This is a genomic window from Ktedonobacter sp. SOSP1-52 (assembly GCF_016587395.1).
Genome location: NZ_BNJH01000003.1, coordinates 1,603,451 through 1,627,363, shown reverse-complemented (window position 1 = coordinate 1,627,363; position 23,913 = coordinate 1,603,451). Strand labels below are relative to the sequence as shown.

At 53.8% G+C, this 23,913-nt stretch carries 20 protein-coding genes, 2 rRNA genes and 1 pseudogene; 10 read left to right on the top strand and 13 right to left on the bottom strand.

Annotation, left to right across the window (positions count from 1 at the left end; all coding sequences use genetic code 11):
• Positions 1 to 12: 12 nt before the first annotated feature.
• The 3 genes from JMJ16_RS32370 to JMJ16_RS32360 form a co-directional block, all read right to left on the bottom strand.
• Positions 13 to 1,227: a hypothetical protein gene (locus JMJ16_RS32370; protein WP_201388319.1), complete on the bottom strand. Its 1,215-nt coding sequence runs from the start codon at positions 1,225 to 1,227 to the stop codon at positions 13 to 15.
• Between the two features lie 202 nt (positions 1,228 to 1,429).
• The gene (locus JMJ16_RS32365) at positions 1,430 to 1,726 is read right to left on the bottom strand and encodes a hypothetical protein (RefSeq protein WP_201378268.1); all 297 of its coding nucleotides are present in this window, start codon (positions 1,724 to 1,726) and stop codon (positions 1,430 to 1,432) included.
• Between the two features lie 499 nt (positions 1,727 to 2,225).
• Positions 2,226 to 4,121 (bottom strand): glycoside hydrolase family 15 protein, encoded by a 1,896-nt coding sequence (locus JMJ16_RS32360; protein ID WP_201388317.1) that lies wholly within the window; start codon positions 4,119 to 4,121, stop codon positions 2,226 to 2,228.
• 391 nt (positions 4,122 to 4,512) lie between these two features.
• On the opposite strand from JMJ16_RS32360, the gene JMJ16_RS32355 reads away from it, so the two are divergent.
• Positions 4,513 to 5,604 carry a ParM/StbA family protein gene (locus tag JMJ16_RS32355; protein WP_201388315.1) on the top strand — a complete coding sequence of 364 codons (1,092 nt, stop codon included), beginning with the start codon at positions 4,513 to 4,515 and terminating at the stop codon, positions 5,602 to 5,604.
• A 51-nt stretch (positions 5,605 to 5,655) separates the two neighbouring features.
• Positions 5,656 to 6,177 carry a hypothetical protein gene (locus tag JMJ16_RS32350; RefSeq protein ID WP_201378272.1) on the top strand — a complete coding sequence of 174 codons (522 nt, stop codon included), beginning with the start codon at positions 5,656 to 5,658 and terminating at the stop codon, positions 6,175 to 6,177.
• Between the two features lie 113 nt (positions 6,178 to 6,290).
• Here JMJ16_RS32350 and JMJ16_RS32345 read toward each other — a convergent pair whose 3' ends face one another.
• The 4 genes from JMJ16_RS32345 to JMJ16_RS54720 all read right to left on the bottom strand — a co-directional run bounded on the left by JMJ16_RS32345 (position 6,291) and on the right by JMJ16_RS54720 (position 10,345).
• Complete coding sequence (locus JMJ16_RS32345; RefSeq protein ID WP_201388313.1) at positions 6,291 to 6,650, bottom strand: response regulator; 360 nt, start codon at positions 6,648 to 6,650, stop codon at positions 6,291 to 6,293.
• Entirely contained in the window at positions 6,643 to 6,813 is a 171-nt protein-coding gene (locus tag JMJ16_RS57360) for an ATP-binding protein (RefSeq protein WP_374229131.1), read from the bottom strand. Before JMJ16_RS57360 ends, JMJ16_RS32345 begins: the two co-directional genes overlap by 8 nt.
• 901 nt (positions 6,814 to 7,714) lie before the next feature.
• Positions 7,715 to 9,691 carry a PAS domain-containing sensor histidine kinase gene (locus JMJ16_RS32335; protein WP_201388311.1) on the bottom strand — a complete coding sequence of 659 codons (1,977 nt, stop codon included), beginning with the start codon at positions 9,689 to 9,691 and terminating at the stop codon, positions 7,715 to 7,717.
• Positions 9,692 to 10,030: 339 nt separating this feature from the next.
• Positions 10,031 to 10,345, bottom strand: coding sequence for a hypothetical protein (locus JMJ16_RS54720; protein ID WP_236601865.1), 315 nt, complete (start codon positions 10,343 to 10,345; stop codon positions 10,031 to 10,033).
• Between JMJ16_RS54720 and JMJ16_RS32330 the strand changes: the two genes are divergently transcribed.
• Positions 10,226 to 10,693 carry a GNAT family N-acetyltransferase gene (locus JMJ16_RS32330; RefSeq protein WP_236601847.1) on the top strand — a complete coding sequence of 156 codons (468 nt, stop codon included), beginning with the start codon at positions 10,226 to 10,228 and terminating at the stop codon, positions 10,691 to 10,693. The two genes, JMJ16_RS54720 and JMJ16_RS32330, sit on opposite strands and share 120 nt — an antisense overlap.
• A 25-nt stretch (positions 10,694 to 10,718) precedes the next feature.
• On the opposite strand, the gene JMJ16_RS32325 is transcribed toward JMJ16_RS32330, so the two are convergent.
• Together JMJ16_RS32325 and JMJ16_RS32320 are read right to left on the bottom strand one after the other, a co-directional pair.
• Positions 10,719 to 11,297 (bottom strand): IS630 family transposase, encoded by a 579-nt coding sequence (locus tag JMJ16_RS32325; RefSeq protein WP_201388309.1) that lies wholly within the window; start codon positions 11,295 to 11,297, stop codon positions 10,719 to 10,721.
• The gene (locus tag JMJ16_RS32320) at positions 11,266 to 11,556 is read right to left on the bottom strand and encodes a winged helix-turn-helix domain-containing protein (RefSeq protein ID WP_201388307.1); all 291 of its coding nucleotides are present in this window, start codon (positions 11,554 to 11,556) and stop codon (positions 11,266 to 11,268) included. The genes JMJ16_RS32325 and JMJ16_RS32320 overlap by 32 nt, the downstream gene beginning before the upstream one ends.
• Positions 11,557 to 12,696: 1,140 nt before the next feature.
• Here JMJ16_RS32320 and JMJ16_RS32315 point away from each other — a divergent pair.
• The 6 genes from JMJ16_RS32315 to JMJ16_RS32290 all read left to right on the top strand — a co-directional run bounded on the left by JMJ16_RS32315 (position 12,697) and on the right by JMJ16_RS32290 (position 16,589).
• On the top strand, positions 12,697 to 13,098 hold the full coding sequence (locus tag JMJ16_RS32315) for a hypothetical protein (RefSeq protein ID WP_236601763.1): 402 nt from the start codon (positions 12,697 to 12,699) through the stop codon (positions 13,096 to 13,098).
• Between the two features lie 94 nt (positions 13,099 to 13,192).
• Positions 13,193 to 13,957 (top strand): SDR family oxidoreductase, encoded by a 765-nt coding sequence (locus JMJ16_RS32310; protein WP_201388303.1) that lies wholly within the window; start codon positions 13,193 to 13,195, stop codon positions 13,955 to 13,957.
• Positions 13,958 to 14,096: 139 nt separating this feature from the next.
• A complete protein-coding gene (locus JMJ16_RS32305) occupies positions 14,097 to 14,372 on the top strand; it encodes a hypothetical protein (protein ID WP_201388302.1) in 276 nt (91 codons plus the stop codon).
• Positions 14,299 to 15,570, top strand: a complete 1,272-nt coding sequence (locus tag JMJ16_RS32300) for a sensor histidine kinase (protein WP_201388300.1) — start codon at positions 14,299 to 14,301, stop codon at positions 15,568 to 15,570. Before JMJ16_RS32305 ends, JMJ16_RS32300 begins: the two co-directional genes overlap by 74 nt.
• Positions 15,567 to 16,172: a response regulator transcription factor gene (locus tag JMJ16_RS32295; protein WP_201388298.1), complete on the top strand. Its 606-nt coding sequence runs from the start codon at positions 15,567 to 15,569 to the stop codon at positions 16,170 to 16,172. Before JMJ16_RS32300 ends, JMJ16_RS32295 begins: the two co-directional genes overlap by 4 nt.
• A 192-nt stretch (positions 16,173 to 16,364) precedes the next feature.
• A complete protein-coding gene (locus JMJ16_RS32290) occupies positions 16,365 to 16,589 on the top strand; it encodes a hypothetical protein (protein WP_201388296.1) in 225 nt (74 codons plus the stop codon).
• A gap of 141 nt (positions 16,590 to 16,730) precedes the next feature.
• Here JMJ16_RS32290 and JMJ16_RS32285 read toward each other — a convergent pair.
• Positions 16,731 to 17,496: pseudogene (locus tag JMJ16_RS32285) on the bottom strand (IS6 family transposase).
• Positions 17,497 to 17,718: 222 nt separating this feature from the next.
• Here JMJ16_RS32285 and JMJ16_RS32280 point away from each other — a divergent pair.
• Positions 17,719 to 18,303, top strand: a complete 585-nt coding sequence (locus tag JMJ16_RS32280; RefSeq protein WP_201388294.1) for an HdeD family acid-resistance protein — start codon at positions 17,719 to 17,721, stop codon at positions 18,301 to 18,303.
• 174 nt (positions 18,304 to 18,477) lie between these two features.
• Here the strand turns inward: JMJ16_RS32280 and JMJ16_RS32275 are convergent, their stop codons facing one another.
• The 3 genes from JMJ16_RS32275 to JMJ16_RS32265 form a co-directional block, all read right to left on the bottom strand.
• The gene (locus tag JMJ16_RS32275; protein WP_374226796.1) at positions 18,478 to 18,702 is read right to left on the bottom strand and encodes a mycoredoxin; all 225 of its coding nucleotides are present in this window, start codon (positions 18,700 to 18,702) and stop codon (positions 18,478 to 18,480) included.
• Positions 18,703 to 19,156: 454 nt separating this feature from the next.
• Positions 19,157 to 22,124, bottom strand: a 23S ribosomal RNA gene (locus JMJ16_RS32270).
• A gap of 298 nt (positions 22,125 to 22,422) precedes the next feature.
• Positions 22,423 to 23,903: ribosomal RNA gene (locus JMJ16_RS32265) — 16S ribosomal RNA — on the bottom strand.
• Together the 16S and 23S rRNA genes form the textbook arrangement of a ribosomal RNA operon.
• Between the last annotated feature and the right edge of the window lie 10 nt (positions 23,904 to 23,913).

Genomic DNA, 23,913 nt, shown 5'->3' with positions numbered 1-23,913 from the left:
TGGATGATATGCTTAATCCTTCTGTGTCGCCCCGCTCTCGTGCTCCGATTCCCTGCTCCGCAAACCACGCCTTCGTCCACGTTGAAGGAGCCAGTAGAGCAGGCCAAAGAACGCAATTACGATTACAAACGGGAGCAACCGATCAGCCGAGAAGCCTGTGCTCGTACCAGGATACTGATAAAGAGCATCGCGACCAGCGACATATAAACGAGCATAGTCGCTAGCTCCCAGGATCATAGTATAGGCAGGGATCTTCCGGGGCCAGCCGCTGGCAATGCTGCGCCAGCTTTGTCCCTCGTCATCGCTGCGTAGCGGCCCGATACTGCTACCAACATAGACCGGGACCGTATTCGTTTGCTGGCGAAAATCAACCAGGATACTGTAAATCTGTAGCCCTGGCAGAGGCGATTTTCCACTTATCCAATGCAGGCCATTATCTTGTGAGAGAAAGGTTCCCTTCGAGGTTCCCAGGTAGATCAATCCCTGGCGTCCCCCGCCAACGGAGGCGGGCATGACTACATTTAGCTCGGTCGTCGCCGGTAGGCTCGTCGACACCGCCTGCCAGTTCTCGCCCCGGTCATCGGAGCGATAGAGGCCCCCAGCACTCACGGCCCAGAGTCGATGCGTCGCAGGATCATACACCAGTTGCTTGATCGCCACGTGACCTGGCAGGCCCGAGTTCGCCTGCTTCCAGGTAGTGCCATTATCGCTACTTATGAAGACTCCCTGGTCAACTGTGCCAGCATAGAGATGATTAGAGCGCACCTCGTCGACAGCGATGGTGGTATAACTGGTCGAGGGCAGATGTGTTGATGCATTCACAAGCGTCTGCCACTGCTGCGTAGGTGCCGAACTAACAAAGAGGCCATGCTCTGTTGCCGCGTACAATTTCTTCCCCGCGCTGTCAAAGGTAAATGCCTGAATTGCGCTTCCCTGGAGCACTTCCGGGCTGGTGCTGCTCCACTTATTACCACCATCGGTACTATAAAATATCTGCCCCTGGCTGTTGCCAGCATACAGGGTATTAGGGTCATCTGGTTGCGCCACAAGTGCCCGTATCTCAGGCTGGCGCAGGCTACTCTGCTGCCAGTCGCCTCCCCCCAGAGCGCCCGCGCCAGAGCCACAGGCCGCAAGCAGGGAGAGCAAGACGACGCTCCCCATCACACAAGCAGCTAGCCGGCGCCAAAATAAAAAAACACGCTCAGAACGTGATCGTTGTGCCTGCACGAATTTTTTCTCCCTCAAAACATGATGCAACTATAACATACAGTGCTCAGGGAAGAAAGGCAAGCTTCTTGCCCCTTTCGCGCCTGCGGCGCTCAGGAGTAGGGCGTGTTGGTGTGCGGTGCGAGCATTCGCTCGCACCGCACACCAACACGCCCTACTCCTGGTGAGTATACCAGCCTAGAAGGCCATATATGGTTCCAGGCTAGCGCGCCCGCCGAATGACCCGTTGCATATATACGACGGTCTCCTGGACTTCATAGCCCTTGGGGAGCTTCGTAGTCTTCTCGTTCTGGGGCATCAACACATCTTTAATGTTCTTTACTGAGGGTAAAGTACTCGCAACCATGCGGGGCGAAGGCGCCAGACGTGCCAGAAGATTACGGCGCAACAACTCAATACCTACACCAAGCGCGATAGCCCCCACACCAGCAGCAACACTTTTAGAGACCTGCGGATTATATAATACCGCGGGCAGACTCACCTGATGTGTTGTGACCATACTTCTGGATGTTTCTACCAGCTCATTCCCACACTGACGACAAAATGTATCCTCAGTCATGCTGTCAACACGACACTTGGGACAATACATCGATTTTCCTCCTCATGAGGTCTAAAAATGAAGCCGCTCTCATCCGACACTAAAAACTATGAAAAAGCGAAAGCGCATGAAGTACCCTCTACTCTTTTCGTAGAAGACAAGAAAGGCAGGGAGCAAGCAAACAATGATTCCTTTCGCAGATACAGCTAAAAGCACACTCGGCCAGCGATTATCTCTTCCTGCCAGGAGAGGAACCCTTCTGCTCTATTATACAATCTTCACACCTTTACACCTACAAAAGTAACGATTGTAGGACCCCCACTACAATCCCTCTCAGTTCCACACGCATCAAAGATGATTTTCGACGCAAGAGCACAGCTTCCGATGGGCAGGATAAAAGAAGAGTGGTCTGCGGACGTATACGCCCGCAGACCACTCTTCTTTTATCCTGTAAAGCTTTTTAGCCCCTGCCTGGTGAGAACAGGTTAAATTCACGACTGCGATAACGCATCATCGGATTATTGAGCGCCTGGTCAACCGTGTGGCAGGCGGTAATCAGTGAGAGGTGGGTAAAGGCTTGCGGATAATTTCCCAGCGCCTCGCCCGTGGGGCCAATCTCTTCTGCGTACAATCCAAGGTGATTGGCATAGGTAAACACATTCTCCAGGATCAGGCGCGCCTCTTCCAACTGGCCCGCGTTTGCCAGCGCCTCAGCCAGCCAGAAGCTACAGGGGCTAAACACGCCCTCTTGACTGCGTAAGCCGTCATCAGCAGCCTGCTCGGGATGATAGCGATACACGAGAGAGTCACGACTTAGCTCGCGTTTGATGCACTCCACCGTGCTTAACATGCGCGGATCGGTCGCTCCCAGAAACTTAGTAATCGAGATGAGCAGGGCACTGGCATCCACAGCCTCGCTCCCATAGTACTGTACAAAGCTCTCTTTCTTGTCGCTCCAGCCTTTGCGCATAATCTCTTCATAAATGATGCCGCTTGTGCGCAGCCATTCCTCAAGGGGGGCATACCAGCCACGATGACGTGTCAGGCGAATGGCACGGTCAAAGGCCACCCAGCTCATCAGACGCGAATGGACGAAGGGTTTGGGACCCCCTCGCACCTCCCAAATCCCCTCATCAGGCTCATGCCAGTGCAGAGTCAACCAGCCAAGCAGGCGACGCAAGTTCTGCCAGAGATCATAGGAAATGTCCTCGTAGCGATTATAAATGTAGATGGCGTCCATCAGCTCACCATAGATGTCGAGCTGTTTTTGATTATACGCACCATTGCCAATACGCACGGGGCGGCTCCCCAGGTACCCCTCCAGGTGGTCCAGGGTATGTTCAGAGAGGTCATGACTGCCATCAATGCCGTATATGGGTTGTAGACCACCATCCTCCTCTATCTCATGACAACGAGCGTTCAACCATCCCATAAAGGCCTCAGCCTCCTGGGAGAAACCAAGTAAGAGCAGACTATAGAGTGTAAATGCCGCATCGCGCAACCAGGTAAAGCGATAATCCCAATTGCGCGCGCCACCAATCGTCTCGGGCAGGCTGGTGGTGGGCGCGGCGACAATGGCCCCCGTTGGCGCATAGGTCAGGAGTTTGAGCACAAGCGCTGAACGCCGTACCACCTCGCGCCAGCGCCCCAGGTACTGGCACTGTGACAACCAGTTCTGCCAGTACGCGCGTGTCTTCAAAAACGCATCTTCGTAATACTGGGGATAGTAGTGAATAACCAGCTCCCCCTCGGTCACACACTCCATGGAGAAGTAGGCCGATTCGCCTTCCTGGAGCGTAAACGAGGCATGAACGCCACCATAATCATCCGCCTCAAGGGGCACACTCGCGTCAAGTGCCAGGGCCAGTTCACTGCTCTGAAACAACGCTCCACTTTCAGAGAGCTGCAATTCGTGAGCCTCGCGCGCGTAATTGAAGGCTGGTCGGCACTCCATGCAAAAGGCCAGCGAACCGCGCACAACCTTTACTATACGGATGATCTGGTGCTGATATCCAAGGCGTTGAGCGGGATACACTGGCATAAAATCCGTAATTTGGCCGACGCCATCGTTTGTGAGGAAACGCGTAATCAGGATATTTGTCTCTGGCCAATAGAGCTGCCGATGGCCCGCAATAATGAATTCGGGCGGTGCTATACGAAAGAAGCCACCCTTATTGACATCAAGCAAACGCCCAAAGACACTTGGCGAATCGAAGCGAGGCAGGCAGCACCAATCGATCGAGCCATTTTTGCCAATAAGAGCCACAGTATGCAGATCCCCAATCATGCCATAATCTTCAATAGGCAAATAGTTCTTTGAGGTCAGACACGTCTCTTGCAAATGATCCTTAGCCATCACACCCCCCAAATGGGTCATACTAAACGCGTTTCAATTTATCGCTCTAATCTTCTTCTATCATAGTACTCAGGCAAACGAATAGGCTGTAGCGGGCTGCCATGCTTACATCATAGACGCCCCACACTCACATTCGACGCAAAAATGACCCTCACTTGAGTTTATAGTAAACGATTGCCCGTCAATAGATTAGACCAGTACAATGAGGAGAGGAGACGGCGATAAGAAGCGTTCTCGTCCTGCTTCAATTGCCTCATTAAAGAGAAACCTCTTTCAGCCGATTACCTCAGGTGACGATACTAACTTGAGGCTAAACCGTTTAAGTATTGAGGACTGGACTCAATAATTTGCACATACTGATATTAACCAAGTAAAGAAGGACTCTATTTCGATGAAATGGTATCCCTATGGTCATGATTTCGGCAACGCAGAGATAGGTGGCGTGACCGTTATTAACGGAAAAATCCAATCACTTAGCCTTCCTACCGCATTCTCCAAGGTTGATACAACCGCGATGCGCAACCTTGGTATTAAACTCGATCAATCCAACGTCCATATCATTCAATTCTATGAAGAGGAAAGCGCCTACGCGCTGGGCGACCTCGCGCTCGAACAATCGATTGACGTCTATCATGGACGCGGCGATATCCAGCGCTACTCCGGAAAATATAGCCTGCGTGGCCTGCTGACCATCGCGGCAACGCTAATTCCAGATACCGAATTCGGTATCTACGTTGTCACGGGCCTGCCCGCCGAAACCTATATCAAAAACTCGGCTCTGCGCAGCGCCATTAAAGCCGCCCTTGACGGCACCTACATCTTTACTCTCAATGGCAGCCAGACAATGCGCCGGGTCACCGTCGAAGTCGCAACCGTGGTTATGGAGGGCGCAGGCGCCCTTATTGCCTATGGCGACAAAGGAAGCAATCGTACAGAGAGCGCCGTTATCGACATCGGCGGTCGCACAACCGATCTCTACGTCGCTCGTGGCCAGGTGCCTGTCACCGAGTACTGCAAAGGTAAACCCCTGGGAGTCGAGCGCGCCACGCAGATGGTCATGGATGCCTTTGAAAACAAATATGATCGCCCGCTCTCGCTGCTTGAAGCGCGTGAACTCATGCATGCCTACGCCGCACAGGGAGAGAAGCCCTATCCAGAGGTGTCCTCGTATGGCACAGCCATCAGCAAATTTGAGCTTGAGCGCCTGGTCAAAGAAGGGGTGTCGCAGGTTGGGAGCGAAATCGCTTCCTTCGTCGCCGCAGCCTGGGGTCAGAGCGACCGCGATGCCGTCGCCGCCAGCTTCAAACCAGTACTCAATATCGGTGGAGGCGTGTACTACTTCTATAACTTCTTGAAGCAGCGCATTCCACACCTCTCGCGCCCTGAGGATCCTGTCCACGCGAACCCACTCGGCTACTGCAATCTTGCTGGCCGCCTGCTGATGCGCAAAACGCAAGCCAGCCCAAGCAGCAGCGCGGTCTAGAGGAAAGTAAGGATAGCTCACAAACGCACTTAGGGAGAGAGGGTTTTAGCTATGACACAGAATTCGTCAGACAAGTTTATTCACTTCACAGTGAGCCTGCTCAAGGATTCGACTGCATTAGAGGCACTGAGGCAGGATGCCTTAAAACATCATATGATTGACCAGCCAGGTCAATTGATCGCCTTGCGTCTGACTGAATATTACGAGATGATGAACAAAGGCATCGTTCAACCGGTAGTTCGTGTTCCAGCCATCGCGCTCCCCGCGGAGGTTGAGAATAGCCCTGCCCGGGAAGTGGCGCCCCAGACCACACCCACAGCACCGCGTGCCACGCCGCCAGCGCCAGCATCGCCTGCGATATTCACACCAGCATCGAACCCTACGTCCATGCCTGGAGCTGGGACAGCGCCACGCTATCCACAGCAGATGCCCACCAACGGCTCCTTCGCCTCACAAAACCAGGTCACCGGTAGAATGCGTGCCCTGCAACAGGGAGGCGAAAACATTATCGCGGCTTCGCCTAACGTAGAACAAAATGCTGATGAGGCCGCCGATTACTGGAGCACTCTCTAAGCTCATAGGTGGTGTGGTGCACATTGACAGCCGCAGCCTGTTAATGTGCACTCCTCACCAGGGCGAGCACCACAGGCACGAGAAGTCAAACACAAAACCACTCACTGCATCGTCTACATATATTGCTGCAACTTTTCCAGCAATAAGCTCAACTCAAATGGCTTGACGAGAAAATCATCCGCCCCCGCCTCCTGGGCCATATGTTGCGTTTCTCTATTGGCCGAAAAGAGGATAACCGGAATATGCCTGGTTGCTGGTTGGCTCTTGAAATGTTTACACAACTCACTTCCATCCATGCCCGACATTCTAACGTCTAGTAGCAGAACGCCCACCCCTGCATCCAGGTGCTTCTCAACCTCCGCGCCATTGCGCACCGTCTCCACGATATACCCCTCGTCCTCCAGGATCATAGTCATCGCTTCAAGAATAAACCGATCATCATCTGCAATGACAATTCGTTTCGGCTCAATCATGCTGAGGCTCCTTCTCCGTAGAAAAATCGCTCGCTTGCTCCTGCTCTCTTACCAGGGGTAAGCTGAAATAGAATGTTGGTCCCTGCTCAGGCTTGCTCTCCAGCCACATATGCCCCCCATGGCGCTTAATGATTTCAGCGAAGAGATATAACCCCAGCCCGATACCAGGAATCGTACTTCTTCAAGAGATCTATAGATTTCTGGTCACCGGCTTTTTGAAATCTGTTTTGCAACACCTGACCAAATACCTTCAGGTTGGTCACTGGTGTTCGTAACTCATGCCTCACAATGCCCATGAACTCATCTTACGTCCAGACAATGGCACTCGTTAAGATATCCCACTCAAATATACCTATATGTGCCGCGTGTTGCATGAGATCCAGACACATTTATTCCGTTGTAGTTCTTGGGTCAAATTCTCGATCTCAGTTTTTGCCTGGCGCTCCCAGGTAAAGAGATGCTACGGTTCACCAGGCTTTTTGCGGGATGTTGCGTCACTTAGCAAGAATCGGAACATGCTTCTGGTAGAACCAACAAGGCTCTATCATGAGTAGATAATCAAGCAGACATCTCCCTTTGCTGCTCTCCTACAAGGATACTCCTTGCTACCAACGTCGCTCACGTCCCTCGCTACGCTCAAACCCCCTGTCCATTCTATCCTGATACATCCATTTTATCCACTAATTCAGCCCTATAAGCTGTCAAAGAAGCAGTGTGATACACAGCTTGCAGAGCGGGATGAATAAACATCAACATTGCGCAGTGAGAGCGCAAACTGGCTCATCCGCACTTTTGATGATGAGGGAAATATCCGAGCGGCAAAGCATGTTAATGAAATTTAACAACCAAAGCTGGTAACTTTTTCAAGCTGCTTCGTGCTGCCATTTGATTTCCTATCTTGGTTGTTAAATTTCATTAACATGCTGCATAAACCTCACTGTGGCTGACTTCTGCTTCGTTGAGCGCAGATTTTCAAGATTCGTTTGTCCGGTTGCTTATACATTCTAGTCTCATCATCAAAAGTGGTTTGAGCTCAGTAATAACCCTGCCCCAGTATGATGTCTCTAGGGCCACTCCTCTGATCCTTCACTCATAGGAAAAGACACAAAAAAGGTAGAGCCTACTCCTTCCTGTGAGTCAAACCAGATATGCCCCCCCATCAATTCGACAAGCTCAGAGCAGAGGTAGAGGCCCAGTCCGGTCCCCGAGATCTCCCAGGCCAGGGCATTCTCCGCGCGCATAAAACGCCCAAAGATCCGCCCATGCTGGTGTTGCGGAATACCAATTCCTCGATCCTGCACCTTAATCTGGATCTGCCGATGCAGAAGATCCTCCTCGATAGAAATAAGAACTGGCCCCCCCTGGGGACTATATTTGATCGCATTGTCAATAAGATTGGTCAGGATTTGTTCCAAGCGAGACTCATCAACGATTACTATCGCTCTTTCCCTCGCTGTGGAAACCTCGATGCGATGTTTCTCCGTGGTCTGCTGGCAATACGAGGCAACCCGCCGCACGAGCGGAACGATGTTGGTCGAACAGCACTTCAAGACCAGCCGTCCTGCTTGCAGGCGCGTGACATCGAGTAAATCTCCGGTCAGCGTGGAGAGTCGCAGGGTTGCCTCTTTGATTGCTGTAACCGCTTTCTGCTGCCGTTCTGAGAGCGGTGATGTCCCTTCTCGCGACGTCTGCCTCAGCAGTATATCCACATAGCCCGATAGGACCGTAAGAGGGGTTCGTAGTTCGTGTGCTGCAATGCCCACAAACTCGTCCTTGAGTTTCTCAGCCTCTTTGAGCACAGTGACATCCTCATACGTGACCAGCACGACTGGCTCGGAAGCAGGTATGCCCGCGCTCTGAGGGGGCGAGAAAGGTTCTGCATAGACCTGGATGGGAAGCATCCTCTCATCAGGGAGAATCATCGTCTGAAAGTCGCGCACGGGCTCGCCAGTTCTGATTGCGCGCAAAGTGGCATAGTGTTCCACTGAGAGGGGGCGTCCCTGAGCATTCAGGAGCGTAATGCCATTGGTGGTGAAAAACTCACCCAAGGGCTGCTGGAACATCCATGGTACGCCCCACACCTGATAAGCAGCACGATTGGCAAAGAGCATGCGGGCATCAGTACCCGCGACCAGAAAGACGACACATGGCAAACTATCAAGTATCTGATGAAAGAGCGTTTCTCGTCCAACAGTTTCCTCACAGTAGGCTCGCTCCATTTGCTCTCGTGTGTGACGCTCGGTAATATCGCGATTTACCTCCAAAATGGCCAGGGGCTCTCCCTGGTTATCGCGTATTAATGCTTGGCGGCTCTCAACCAGGACCTTGCGCCCATCATGGCACGTATGGGTCAGTTCTCCTTCCCACTGCCCTTGTTGCTCGAGTATGGTACCAGTGACGGCACGACTCTGAGGGTAACGTGTCTCGAGCAAAGTATGGGAGATTCTCCCTAAGGCTTCTTGTTCACTCCAACCATAGAGTCGCTCGGCTCCATGATTCCAGAAGATAATGCGGCTCATGGGGTCACTCATGAGGATTGCATCGGCAGCAAGGTTCATCAGATCCGTCAAGAGGCTGAGACGCTGTGCTTGTACCGCATAGTTGCGTTCGGTTACCCGTTGTGCGGTCACATCACGAATGGCTCCCAGAATATGAAGCTCTCCATCCAATAGGAGCGGACGCAGGCTGACATCAACCGGAAATTCCGCGCCATTTTTACGCTGGCCATAGAGTTCCAATCCAGCCCCCATGGAACGAGCATACGGAGCGGCGAAATACTGCTGTTGATGACGGAGATAAGCTTCACGAATGCGCGGTGGGAGGAGTATTTCAAGCGGCGCGCCAAAGAGCTCTTTCTCTGCATACCCGAAGAGCGCGGCCGTTTGCTCATTGAGCATAACAATCGTTCCGGACTGATTAACCAACAAGAGTGCATCCGGTGAAATATCTAAAAATGAGCGGAGATGCGTGGGCGAGATCTGCCGGAATGAAGATGAGGCAGATGCATGCTGGTCAAAAAAATCACCGCTATGAGCCATCATAGGTCTTGCTCCTATTCCACAAGCCACATAGTGTTGGAGAGGCGGGAGGCGGCCCATCTGATCGTGTACCTGATCAAGGTGAGATATCAGCCCCCTGGCACAGTTCCATCTCATGCATAATGTGCATTGATCCTATTATGTCGTATGTACAAAGAAACATCCTTTCTATTTTATTCTATTACTGACCTCGACAAAGATTGGTGAACCTGATAAACTGAAGCAATGAGCAAAGCAGAACTATCCAAGGAAAGCCGTTGTGAAGTCTCGTCATGGTCGTGGTTTCTTGACGCACACTAGAGCTTTCACGCAAAGTGAGGGCGAGCTATTTCATCCTGGGATTTACAATTCAGCATTGAGCAAAGGGAGAAACACATGGAAGAACGAGACGAACGAAACGCACCAGAAGTCGGTGAATGTTCCTTTCTCGGGAGGCAAGCCGTGGGCGGGAAACCCGCGCCCACGGAATCGAAGGAGGACAGGGGAACTGGGTCGGAATCGACACCGCGCCTCCAACTTCCCATGCCAGACCTTCAGTTGGTCCGCCTCGACCACGCGCCTGCCCTGCTTGCGTTCGAGCGGGAGAATCGGGCCTACTTCGCGGCGGTGATACCGGATCGGGGGGACGAGTTCTTTACTGAGTTCGACATGCGGCATGCGCAACTGCTCGCGCTGCAGGCCGCCGGGACGGATTACTTCCACCTGCTGGTGGCCGAGGGCGGCGAGGTGGTGGGGCGGGTGAACCTGGCCGAAGTGGCAGGCGGGTCGGCGGAACTGGGATACCGGATCGCGCAGAAGGCCGCGGGGCAGGGACTGGCCACAGCGGCGGTGCGCAAGGTGCGCGAGCTCGCTGCCACAGAGTACGGACTCACCAAGCTGCGCGCGAGGGTCACGTTAGACAATCCGGCCTCGCGCAAGGTGCTTGAACACAACGGATTCGTCGCCGTCGGTGAGTTAACGCTCAACGGCAAGCCAGCCATATCCTACATCTGCGAGCTCCGGTGATGAAGCAAAAAAAGGAGGGGAAGATTCATCTCTGCATCTCTTTCTCTTCTGCTCCTAACGCGTGAGTAAAACAGCGTTGAAGGCTCTCTCTCCGATGGCGAAGGCGTTCTTTCGCGCGCACCAGTTCTTGGCCTAAATGAGCAAGATCCCGGCAACAGAGATTTTTCAATTCGCGCCGTTTGAGCAAATTCCAGACCTGCTCCTGCGGATTAAGATCAGGCGCGTAGCCAGGCAGGCACTCCAAATGCAAACGCTTGCCTTCTTTGGATCTGAGAAATTGCTTGATCAGCTCTGCCCGATGGATAGGAGAACCATCCCAAATCACGAGCAATTTGCCTGAAACTTTGCGCAGCAGCAGACGTAAAAACCTCACCACGTCCTCGGATCGATACGCCCGCTCTTGCACTTGCATAAAGATCCGTCCTTCCTCGGTGATTCCTCCAATGGCGGAAAGGTGATCGCGTGTCAGCTTGACACGCAGGACAGGCGTCTGGCCCCGAGGTGCATACGTACGTACCGCCATTGGCAGGAAGTAAAAGCCTGATTCGTCTACAAAAATAATGGTTCGCTTCTCAACTTCCGTTTTTTTTGAAGAGCAGGCCACTGCTGCTCTTTCCAGTGTTTGATGGCTTCCTCATTGCGTTGGGTCGCTCGATCGGTTTTTGCACACTCCAACCGATCTGCCTCAGGATGCGACTGCAATGATCCGCATGATAGCTGATGCCAAAGACACCTTTGATCACCTCAGCTACCCGCTGGCCGGTCCAAACATTTCCTCGATACCCAACAGCTTCAGCACCACGCAACAGAATCAGTGACAATTGTGCTCGTTGCTCACTGCTCATCCGCAGTGCTACTCCCATTGCCCTTCTCCGGTGCAACTGAGATTAATCCGTTTTGATGGAAACTGTGAAGCGGGAGATCAAGAGATTACCTTTTCAATTGGTATTTTTCTTCTTGGCACATCATCCTCTTGCTTCTCAGTCTCCACCAAACCGGGTCACATTCGAAGAGCAAAAGCATCTCTGGGAACGCTTCTACCGTGCTAAGGGATATGCGGTCCAGAAGGTACTCCAAGGCGAAGAGCCAGACATATAGCGAGAGCGTAGCTCTATTCATCGGCCTTTCGAGGATAGAGAGGTGGTCGTTCCCTTGGTGTTATACCAGCGTCGTAGTATATTTTGAAGAGAAATGACACCTTTCTAGCAGAGGAGAGGCAACAAGCGATGCACCATCTTTCCATGGTTGAAAAACAGGCGAAGATGCAAGCAGCCACAACTATTTTAGTTATTGAGGATGATCTTCACGTAGGCAAGGAAAATGGTGCGAAAAAATGTTATGGCCCCGAAACGGTATCCAGTCGGTGAGCAAGAAACACACCATGGCTCCTTAACTGGAAAGAAGCGCGGATGTCACCTGGTGCGCTCTCGACCTTCTCCTCGAGCGAAAGCCGAGCACCACTGCGATATCGGGGACCGGAGGCGAAGCCGGGGTGATAACAGCACCGATACGTGCAGGAATAGAAACTTGCCTCTCGTCCCCGTTTTTTTACAGGACAGGAGTTATCGCAGGAAACGCTCCTGTACCTCATCTCCCAAGGACGTGTGCTCATCGCGCGACACGTCCTCGCTCCCCAACCCGTGATCTTTGTCATGGTCAAATCTGGATGAATTTCACTTCCCCTCCTCTTCGGATGCGGGTACACTCCTGTGTAGGAATTGATGCAAGCAGCGAAATGGAGCAAGGCAAAGGAGGCGTGAAGCATGATCGATTATTTTCGCTCTCCTTCTTCCTGCCACTCGTTGTACATATCCTTGCGGGACTCACGACAGGAGTCAGAGGAAGCAGAACCACGGATTGCCATCGAACGATGAGAACCAGCCTAGTTCCGGCACGCTCGTGGTCCCTCTGGAGAAGATGGACCGAACATCGCTCCCGCTTGTAGGGGAAAGGCAGCCAAAACAATCAAGTTACAGAGATGAAGAGGAGGTTTTATGGTCGTTATGACTGCACGTATTCTACAGATCATCGTTGGTCTTGCCGGGCTATGTGCCCTGGTGCTTGGCTTGGTAATCTGGATCGCCAACATTGACCTGACTGACATTCATATGTTCTTCGGCCTGCTTGTCACCCTGGGGCTGCTGGTGATGAGCATCATCGCACTCACCGCCAGGGGACTGCGCATCTGGGGCATGGTCGGGATCGTCTACGCCATCATCCTGCTAATCTTTGGCGAGTTGCAATTCAAGCTACTCGTCGGGAATCTGCACTGGCTGATCCAGGCGCTGCATCTGCTGGCCGGCATCGGCGCTATCGTGCTGACGGGCGCATTCGGCGCGCGCTACAGGACGCTCAAGCGCAGCGAGGCGAAGCCCGAGACTGCGTCTCAAGTGTCGCGGCTCTGAGTTTATGTTTGTTGAAAGGTCGTCACACGCCGCAGGAGGCCCGATACATGTATGCGCAGCATGCAAAGTACACAGAAACATGGAAGGAAAAACGATGCAACATATTCTGGTGACCGGCGGTGCGGGAAGACTGGGCCGCCTGGTGGTAAAGCACTTGAGCGCCGCAGGCTATCGGGTGCGTGGGATGAGTCGCCGGGCCAGCCCGGGAGAGGATTGGCCCGGCGCTGAGTGGAAGCAGGCGGATCTGGTGACTGGCGAGGGCCTCTCTCGCGCCGTCCAGGGTATAGATGTGGTGGTCCATACTGCCGGCCAAGGGACCTGGCAGGTCGATTTCGAAGGCACGCGCCGCCTGCTGGATGCTGCCCGCCAGGCGGGTGTCTCGCATGTGGTCTACATTTCGATTGTGGGCATTGATCGGGTTCCATATAACTATGGCAAAGTCAAGCTCGCCTGCGAAGATCTCATCGAGCACAGCGGTATTTCCTGGTCCATCCTGAGAGCGACCCAGTTTCATTACCTCATCGAGCTCGTGCTGCACACGCTAACCAGGCTTCCTCTGGTGGCGCTTGTGCCGACTGACCTGTTGCTGCAACCGGTGGCCGAGGAGGAAGTGGCCGGGCATCTCTGTGAGATCGTCCAGGCTGGCCCCTCCGGTCGCCTGCCAGATATGGGTGGCCCGCAGGTCTACACCTCGGGAGAGCTGGCGCGGATCTGGCTCAAGCAACATGGGATGCACCGTGTCATTCTCCCGATCTTCCTGCCTGGCAAAACCGCCCGCGGCCTGCGCCAGGGTGGCAATACCTGCCCCCAACAGGCGACTGGTACAATCAGCTGGGAAGCATGGCTCCAGCACCACTAAGTCCATACCCTGGAATTCTTGGAGACGTGTTTCTCTTTCGCAGCCAACTCAAGCTAGCTGAGAGACAAGCGAGGGTCAGGCTGACTGGGTGAGAGCTGGAATCAAAGCGCGAGAAGAGCTCTACGAGAGGAGGAAACAGATGCGTATTTCCCGAGAGGGTCAGCTAGTAACGTTGATCAATGTCTTTGAGACGAAGCCTGAGCAGCAACAGGAACTGATCGATGCGTGGGTGCGCTTCGTCGAGTCCGTCATGGAGGGTGGGCCGGGCAAAACAGCGGTGGTAAAATGGGAGCGGATGCCCAGTGACATCATTTGTGGCGCCCAAAAGAAAGGGTCCTGTTATGCGAGTACGAGACGAGAATCAGTGGCGAGCAAAGGGAAATATAAGCCAGGAGGAAGTCGAGACCAACGATGAAGTGATGAGGGAGAGTGGCGTCACCATCCCCATCTGGCGGCTCTATCAGCACTTCTGGCTGCTGATTTGTCTGTCCTTTCCTCTGATTTCTTTGGTACGCAAACCAGATGCCTGGCTTCGTCTCGCTGTGGGCGGCACGGCCCTGCTCTTTTTTGCGATCAGTTATACCTGGATCATGTGGCCGCATCCCACGAGCCGGGGAGTGCAAACCCGTGGCCGATCCCATTTGTCGGTACTCCTGTTGGTTACGCTCGGCCTCCAGGTCACCGTGTTCAGCCACCTTGATGATCCTGCCTGGCTCTGGCCCTTTCTCGGGGTGAGTGCCATGGCTGGAGTGGTGCTCCCCATGCGCCGGGCGGGGGTGGTCGTCGTGCTCTTAACTCTGTTGCCGCTCCTCATCACTATCTTCACCCATAGAGACGTGGCAGAGATCAATTGGTGGTGGCTCATCGCGCTGATGCTGCTGGTGCGAGGACTGGGCCTGGATATGATTGGCGTATCCCGTCTGGGCAGCGCCCTTCGAGAACTGCATACGGCGCGCCGAGCACTTGCTCGCCTAAAAGTGGAGGAAGAGCGCCTGCGCCTGGCGCGGGATTTGCATGATCTGCTGGGACAAAGGCTCTCGATGATTACCCTGAAGAGTGAACTGGCCCGTGGCCTGATCACGGAAGATCCCGCCCGCTGTGCCCAGGAACTCGCTGAGATTGAACAGGTCGGGCGGATGACGCTACGCGAAGTTCGCAAGACCGTCGCGGGCTACCGGCAACCGCGACTTGTGAGCGAATTAGACGGGGCACAACAACTGCTCGAAGCAGCGGGGATCGAGTATTCCGTCGAGCAGCTTCATGGAGAGCTTCCCCAGCCACTCGATGCGGTCCTGGCGTGGACGGTGAGGGAAGGGGTCACCAACGTCATCCGTCACAGCCGGGCACGACACTGTCTGCTGCGGTTCACGCGGGTTCAGGGGTGGATTGGGGTGGAGATGCTCAACGATAGGGAAGGGACAGCAGATGCTGACACGCAACGCATCGGCCAGGGGAGTGGGCTACTTGGCCTGCGGGAACGGGTGAGTAGACTGGGAGGAACGATGGAAGCTGGTCCACTTCTGCTGGAAGGCGAGCCACATTTTCGCTTACATGTGGAACTGCCGATGCAGCCCCAGGTGGGAGTGACAGCGATACCGGAGGAACGATCATGATCCGTGTGTTATTGGCAGAAGATCAGGCGATGGTGCGTGGGGCACTGGCAGCGTTACTGAGTCGAGAACCAGATATCGAGGTCGTCGCGGAAGTGGCGCGGGGGGATACGGTCGTCGAAGCAGCTCTGACGGCTCTCCCAAATGTGGCGCTGCTGGATATTGAAATGCCTGGGGAAAACGGACTCGAAGCTTCCCACGCGTTGCGCACGGCGTTGCCATCCTGCCGCGTAGTGATCCTGACTACCTTTGGGCGTAGCGGCTATCTGCGCCGGGCGATGGAGAGCGGGGCAGTCGGCTTTCTACTCAAAGATGCCCCAGCCTCCGAACTGGCTTCCGCCCTGCGGCGGGTGATGCAGGGGGAACGAGTCGTTGATCCCGAACTAGCCTTGCTGGCGCTTTCGGAGGGAAACAATCCCTTGACCCATCGAGAGCGGGAGGTGCTCGCCGCTGCCCTTCCTGGCCTCAGTCATGCAGAGATCGCTGCACGCCTTTCTTTATCCGAAGGAACGGTGCGCAATCACCTTTCCGCAGCCATACAGAAATTGGGGGCACGCAATCGGATGGAGGCGGCACACCTGGCCGAACAAAAGGGATGGTTGTGATCACGCTGTTCTTCTGCTCTCGCTCTTCTGAACGGGACGCGATAGGGCGCCGCACAATGATTCTAAACCATCGCGTGTTTTTTCCCTCGCACCTGTTTATCACCAATGAGATGGGATGTCTCCTTCTCAGACCGGGGTGACATGCCATGAGGTGAATGTCATACAACTCGCCTGCCCTCTCTGAAGGATATATTGACAGTAGCAACTTGGATACAGGATTCATTGCAGGTAGCGCCCTTTGCCGCTCAGATATTCGATATTGAAAGGCGCTTCGGATTGTGTGGTTCCATCAACTTCACCATGGCAATTCTTTCGCTCCTCGTGTTTGAAGGGATTGCAAAGCAGTTGTACCCGTTCTTAGACTTTCAGGCGGGGGCGAAGCCTTTTTTGTTCCAAGCCCTAGCACAGCGGCAATAAAGCAGAAGTCGCAACGGTTCTGTCAGAACTGAGAAAACAGAAACGAATCAGATTGAATAGAATGCCTCGATATGCTGCCTCTCACCGGGAGGAAACCTGTATCGATGCCTTCAAAGCTGCAAGCCAATCGAGGAAAGCTTTTCACCGCTCTGAGTGTGGGATTGGTTCTCCCATCTTGGTACGAGGATGAAGAGAGCTCCGTAATTCGTCAAAAGCACGACAGAAACGAACTGCTGAATTGAAGTTTCCGAAGCCACGCATGGGATAATACCATTGCTTGATTCCTCGATGCTCTTGCTCCACGTGATTATTGAGGGGCTTATTGGTTTGATGAAGTACATGTCCACCCAGCGTTTCACGCACTGCTCGTGGGTAGGAGGCATGTCCGTCCGTTGGTACCCGTTCCGGAGCATGACCAACAACGGCGAGAGCTTGCTTGAAAAACAGTTGGGCTGCCTCCATGTCCCGTTTCTCGCTCAAGCGGGAATCCACCAAGGTGCCATCTGCATCAATAGCGCGATAGAGAGAACACCATTTCCCCTTGACCCTGACGTACGTTTCATCTACATACCACGACTGCCCCGCTTATCCGTGTCGTTTCGCCCGCAATTGCTCTGCAATGAGTGGAGCAAACCGCCTTTCCCACTCCCGAACAGTCTTTATAAGAGAATACCCATCCTCGCCCGAGAAACATCTCGGCGAGATCTCGCAGACTCAACGTGTACCGGAGTCGCCACAGGATAACCAAAAGAACAACATCGGTGGCATATTCCAGAAAGTTGAACGGCGTTCCTGTCCGTTCGTTGAAGCGTTGCTGACAAATTGAGCAGCGGAACATCCGATAACCGAGCGCTGTCTTCTGCTTTTGTTCTTCTGCGGTAGCTGAGTCGCAGTGGGAGCAGTTCATACATCACTCTCATCAGATGGGTTGTTGTTCTCAGCATACCTCCCCAGCGATTTCCAGATCAAGTTTTCTTCTGAACTCTGACACTACCGGTTTGTGGTCCAAAGAAACGGGTCACACACGAGAGGAATTCCACCCACCGTGCTTCAGCGCTTCTTGTGCTCCATTCCAGGGCTTTTTCCGTCACCTTATACTGGAGGGAGGAACGGAAATGAGGAGGTAACCATGCGTTCACGTTTTTCATCCATAATGGAAACAACAGCATCAAACAATAGTGCCTGGTGGTTTGTCATGATCGCAGGGATTGCAGCGATTGTTGTGGGATTGTTGCTTCTTATCTCGCCAGGAACGACGCTTCTTGTGCTCGTACAACTCTTAGGAGTCTATTGGTTGGTAACTGGTGTTCTTGCTTTTGCCAACCTCTGCATTGATAGAACGCTGTGGGGGTGGAAGCTTGTCTCTGGTGTTTTAGGCGTTGTTGCAGGTCTGCTCGTTTTACGGAATCCATTATTGAGCGCGATCTTAGTGCCAAAATTGCTGGTGATCTTTCTGGCAATAGATGCGTTTGTTATGGGGGTAACACAGAACATTCATGCGTTCAGAGGTGGCGGTTCCAGCCTCGCTATCCTGGGCATCATGAATGCCATCTTTGCCATCATTTTGCTGTTGAACCCACTCATTGGAGTTCTTCTTCTGCCGATTATTCTGGGTATTATTGCGGTGATTGGCGGAGGTCTTGCAGCTATTCGAGCCTTTGCTTCGCGTCCGCGACAGACGCCGCTACAACCGCCCGGGGCACAGCCTGTGTAAGGCACGCACACTTGAAGATGACGGCTCTGAACTGACCCAAACCCGATGTGCAACTGTTTGGTATAAGATGTTTCTCAGGAGGAGGACCATACTCTCGATGCGAAAGGGATGATTTTTTTAGAGAAAACCCTCATACACATGCGTATGAGGGTCGTATGTGAGCCAGGGTACTTACTACTGAGCAAACTTTGCCGCTAGCTCGCGAGCACTCGGCTCAACCAGGATCGAGCCATCAGGGAAGATAATGGTTGGGACAGTACGCTTACCGCCGTTGACCTTGACCACAAATTCCGCGGCCTGCTCATCCTCTTCAATGTTTATATCCTCATAGGCGATGCTATGCGAATCAAACCAGCGTTTCGCCATACGGCAATCACCACACCAGGTAGTGCTGTACATCTTAATGGTTGTATTAGAGGTTGTTGTATCCGACACTGATAGCTCCTTAGTGAGAAAGTAATTTATCGACGAGGTTTTGGGTCTCGCTTCTAAAAACAAGCCTTGGCTCTGATCTATTCCCATTATAGCGCCTCGAACTCAACTATTAGCATAATGGAAATCTTCTCCTGGCGCAACCAGGACTCTTCTCGCCTGCGGCGCTCATATCTTCCTATGAAGGGTTGTTGTATAAATTGAGACCAAAAATAGAAAGAGCGTGACTCCATCAAGTGTCTGCTGATGAAATCACGCTCTTGTCAATACCTGCCAAAGAAGTACTCCCTCAATTTTGCTGAGCCACGCTGGCCTGCTCCTGCTCCCCGTGCCGCTCGTCCTCTCACTCGTGCTCAGGTCTGATCTCAGACCGCTCTCACTCACACCACAAGGACTCACCACATTCGCGAAGAAATACTTGGGAAACAAGCCGTACGATCATTAGTACTGCTCCGCTCCACCTGTTACCAGGCGTCCACGCGCAGCCTATCCACCAGGTCTTCTTCCTGGGATCTTGACTCTTCTAGAGAGTGGGAAAAGTTATCTTCGGGTCGGCTTCGCGCTTAGATGCTTTCAGCGCTTATCCCTTCTTGACGTAGCTACCCAGCTCTGGAGGAGGCCCCCCAACTGGCGCACTAGCGGTCAAGCCATCTCGGTCCTCTCGTACTGAAGATGACTCCCCTCACTTTTCCGACGCCCACGACGGATAGAGACCGAACTGTCTCGCGACGTTCTGAACCCAGCTCGCGTGCCGCTTTCATGGGCGAACAGCCCAACCCTTGGGACCTACTCCAGCCCCAGGATGCGACGAGCCGACATCGAGGTGCCAAACCTTGCCGTCGATGTGAACTCTTGGGCAAGATAAGCCTGTTATCCCCGGGGTAGCTTTTATCCGTTGAGCCACACTCCTTCCACACGGGAATGTGGGATCACTAAGCCCGACTTTCGTCCCTGCTCGGCGTGTCAGCCTCACAGTCAAGCTCCCTTGTGCCTTTACACTCTACAGAGGGTGATGTCCATCCACCCTGAGGGAACCTTTGGGCGCCTCCGTTACTCTTTGGGAGGCGACCGCCCCAGTCAAACTACCCATCTGGCCCTGTTCACGTCCCGGATCACGGTGACGTGTGAGACACAAACCATGGTGAGAGTGGTATTTCACTGCTGCCTCCTGCAAGCCCACAAGCCTGCTCTCTCCGGCTCCCACCTATGCTACGCACACCATACTTCGTTTCCAGGCCAAACTGTAGTAAAGCTCCACGGGGTCTTTTTGTCCTGTCGTGGGTAACCCGTATCTTCACGGGTACTTCAATTTCGCCGAGTCCTCTGTCGAGACAGCGCTCAAGTCGTTACTCCTTTCGTGCGGGTCGGAACTTACCCGACAAGGAATTTCGCTACCTTAGGACCGTTATAGTTACGGCCGCCGTTCACCGGGGCTTAGATTCGTGGCTACGCACACCACTCCTCGTAACCTTCCGGCACTGGGCAGGAGTCAGCCCCTATACTTCCGCTTTCGCGTTCGCAGAGACCTGTGTTTTTGGTAAACAGTCGCTTGAGCCGATTTCTTGCAACCTTCTCACCACCTGTGCAAGCACAAGCAGCTACGCAGGCACCCCTTCTTCCAAAGGTACGGGGTTAATTTGCCGAGTTCCTTAACAGAGGGTCGCTCGATCACCTGGGGAGATTTCCCCCTGCCTACCAGTGTCGGTTTGCGGTACGGGCGGAACAATTTCTGGCGAGAGGCTTTTCTTGACGGCCTGGGGACCAATGACTTCCGCACCCTCGCGGGCGCTCGGCCTCCGTGTTACGCATCTGTGTCCGGGATTTTCCTCGGTCACGCGCTTCAACAGAGGCACCGATCCTGTCCATTCGATCGGCTCACCTTCCCTACCGCGTCCCCCCATTGCTCATAACGAAACGTTCCGGTGCAGGATTCTCTGACCTGCTTTCCATCGCCTACGGCATGACGCCCTCGGCTTAGGGCCCGACTCACCCTGGGACGATTGACGTTGCCCAGGAACCCTCAGGCATTCGGTGTGTCTGGTTCTCGCAGACATTGCGCTACTCATTCCGGCATTCTCACTTCTCTTACCTCCACCAGTCCTTGCGGTCTGGCTTCTCAGGCGTCGAGAACGCTCCCCTACCAATATAGGTAGTCCTATATTCCACGGCTTCGGTACGATGCTTAAGCCTCGATACGTTGTCGGTGCCATTGCACTCGACCAGTGAGCTATTACGCACTCTTTAAATGGTGGCTGCTTCTAAGCCAACATCCTGGCTGTTTGGGCGCATTGACCCCCTTTGACACTGAGCATCGATTTGGAGACCTTAGCCGATGGTCTGGGCTGTTTCCCTTTTGACGACGAAGCTTAGCCCCCGCCGTCTCACTCACCTGGATCCTGTCCTGGCATTCGGAGTTTAAGTAGGGTTGGTAACCCGCACAGGGCCCCTAGCCTATCTAGTGCTCTACCTCCAGGATAGTCGTGTCAGGTGGCTGTACCTCAATACATTTCGGGGAGAACCAGCTATCTCCGTGTTCGATTAGCATTTCACCCCTACCCACAAGTCATCCCCCAGTTTTGCAACACTGGTGGGTTCGAGCCTCGACGGACTGTTACATCCGCTTCACTCTGCTCATGGGTAGCTCACACGGTTTCGGGTCGCATCGCCGCTACATACACGCCTATTTGAGACTCGGTTGCCCTCTGGCTCCCCAGCTTTAGCGCTGGTTAACCTGCAACGTGCGATGCACTCGCCGGATCATTCTACAAAAGGCACGCCATCAGCCCTTGGTTCCTCATGGAACAGTGGCCTCTGACTGCTTGTGAGTACGTGGTTTCAGGGACTCTTTCATCCCCCTCTCGGGGTACTTTTCACCTTTCCCTCACGGTACTTGTTCGCTATCGGTCGCTGAAGTTCTTTAGCCTTGGAGGGTGGTCCCCCCAGCTTCCCACAAGATTGCACGTGTCTCGTGGTACTCAGGATACTTCTCACAGCCATTCTCTCGTCCTCTACGGGACTCTCACCCCCTCTGGTGGCACGTTCCAATGCCTTCGAGTAAGAAAATGTCTGTTGATAGAAGTCCTACAACCCCGCCTATTCACAAGGAATAGATGGTTTGGGCTCGTCCCGGTTCGCTCGCCACTACTACGGGAATCTCGGTTGATTTCTCTTCCGCAGGCTACTGAGATGTTTCAGTTCACCCACGATCCTCCATATCGCCTATGTGTTCAGCGATAGGTCTCCAGACATGACTCTGGAGGGGTTGCCCCATTCGGATTCTCAGGGCTCATCGCTTGGATGCAGCTCCCCCTGAATGTTTCGCCGGTCTCCGCGTCCTTCATCGGTCTTCAGCGCCAAGGCATCCACCTCGTACTCTGTTTCGCTTGTTCTGCCTTGTCTGCTTCTTGCTTGTTGGTTCGTTACCCTTGTTGTATGGGATCTCGGTCTTCTTTCTTCACTGTCACGAGCTCGATATGACTCACGCCACGGTTGAACACTTACATGCCAACATGCTCGCTCAGCAAAATTGAAGGATACTTCTTTGGTTGTTCAGGTACAATGCGGGCTTCGGATCTGGAATAAACCAGCGGCCGAACCGCTCAAGAGTGGAAGCAGGGTATCAACGGACAGGTCGTTCCTGTTCGACCTGAGAGTGCACTACCTCGAAGGGTAGTGATGACTCCCTAGAAAGGAGGTGATCCAGCCGCACCTTCCGGTACAGCTACCTTGTTACGACTTCACCCCAATCACCGACCCCACCCTCGACGCCTGCCTCTCCGAAGAGTTAGCCTGGCGGCTTCAGGTGTTGCCGACTTTCGTGGTGTGACGGGCGGTGTGTACAAGACCCGGGAACGTATTCACCGTAGTGTGCTGACCTACGGTTACTAGCAACTCCACCTTCATGCAGGCGAGTTTCAGCCTGCAATCTGAACTGAGACCAGGTTTTTGAGCTTGGCTCCCCCTCGCGGGTTGGCATCCCTTTGTTACTGGCCATTGTAGCGTGTGTGTCGCCCAAGTCGTAAGGGCCGTGCTGACTTGACGTCATCCCCGCCTTCCTCCCTTACGGGCAGTTCCGCCTAGAAGTTGTAATAGGCAGTAGGGGTTGCGCTCGTTGCGGGACTTAACCCAACATCTCACGACACGAGCTGACGACAGCCATGCAGCACCTGTGCAAATGTCCCGAAGGAACAGCGCATTACCGCTGGTGCATCTGCATGTCAAGACTTGGTAAGGTTCTTCGCGTTGCATCGAATTAAACCACACGCTCCGCTGCTTGTGCGGGTCCCCGTCAATTCCTTTGAGTTTTAATCTTGCGACCGTACTCCCCAGGCGGACCACTTATTGCGTTTGCGACGGCACGGAAGGGGTCGATACCTCCCACACCTAGTGGTCATCGTTTACGGCTAGGACTACCAGGGTATCTAATCCTGTTCGCTCCCCTAGCTTTCGCACCTGAGCGTCAGATGCTTCCCAGGACACTGCCTTCGCCATTGGTGTTCCTCCGGATCTCTACGCATTTCACCACTCCACCCGGAATTCCGTGTCCCTCTGAAGCCCTCAAGTCTCGCCGTTTCCGAAGACCTTTCCCAGTTGAGCCGGGAACTGTCACTCCAGACGTACGAAACCGCCTGCGTGCGCTTTACGCCCAGTAACTCCGGACAACGCTCGCCCCCTACGTATTACCGCGGCTGCTGGCACGTAGTTAGCCGGGGCTTGTTCCTGAGGTACCGTCCTTACTCGTCCCTCAGAAAAGCAGTTTACACTCCGAAAAGCGTCCTCCTGCACGCGGCGTTGCTCGTTCAGGGTTGCCCCCATTGACGAAAATTCCTCACTGCTGCCCCCGTAGGAGTCTGGGCCGTTCTCAATCCCAGTGTGGCTGACCATCCTCTCAGACCAGCTACCGATCGTGGCCTTGGTGAGCTCTTACCTCACCAACAAGCTAATCGGCCACAGGCCCATCCCAAGGCGCCCTTGCGAGCTTTGTTTCTCTTGCGAGAAGCATATGCGGTATTGTCGGCGATTTCTCGCCGGTATTCCTCACCTCGGGGCAGGTACCCATGTGTTACTCACCCGTCCGCCACTCCCTCTCTTGCGAGAGAGCGTTCGACTTGCATGTGTTAGGCACGCCGCCAGCGTTTATCCTGAGCCAGGATCAAACTCGCCATTCAAATGTGAATG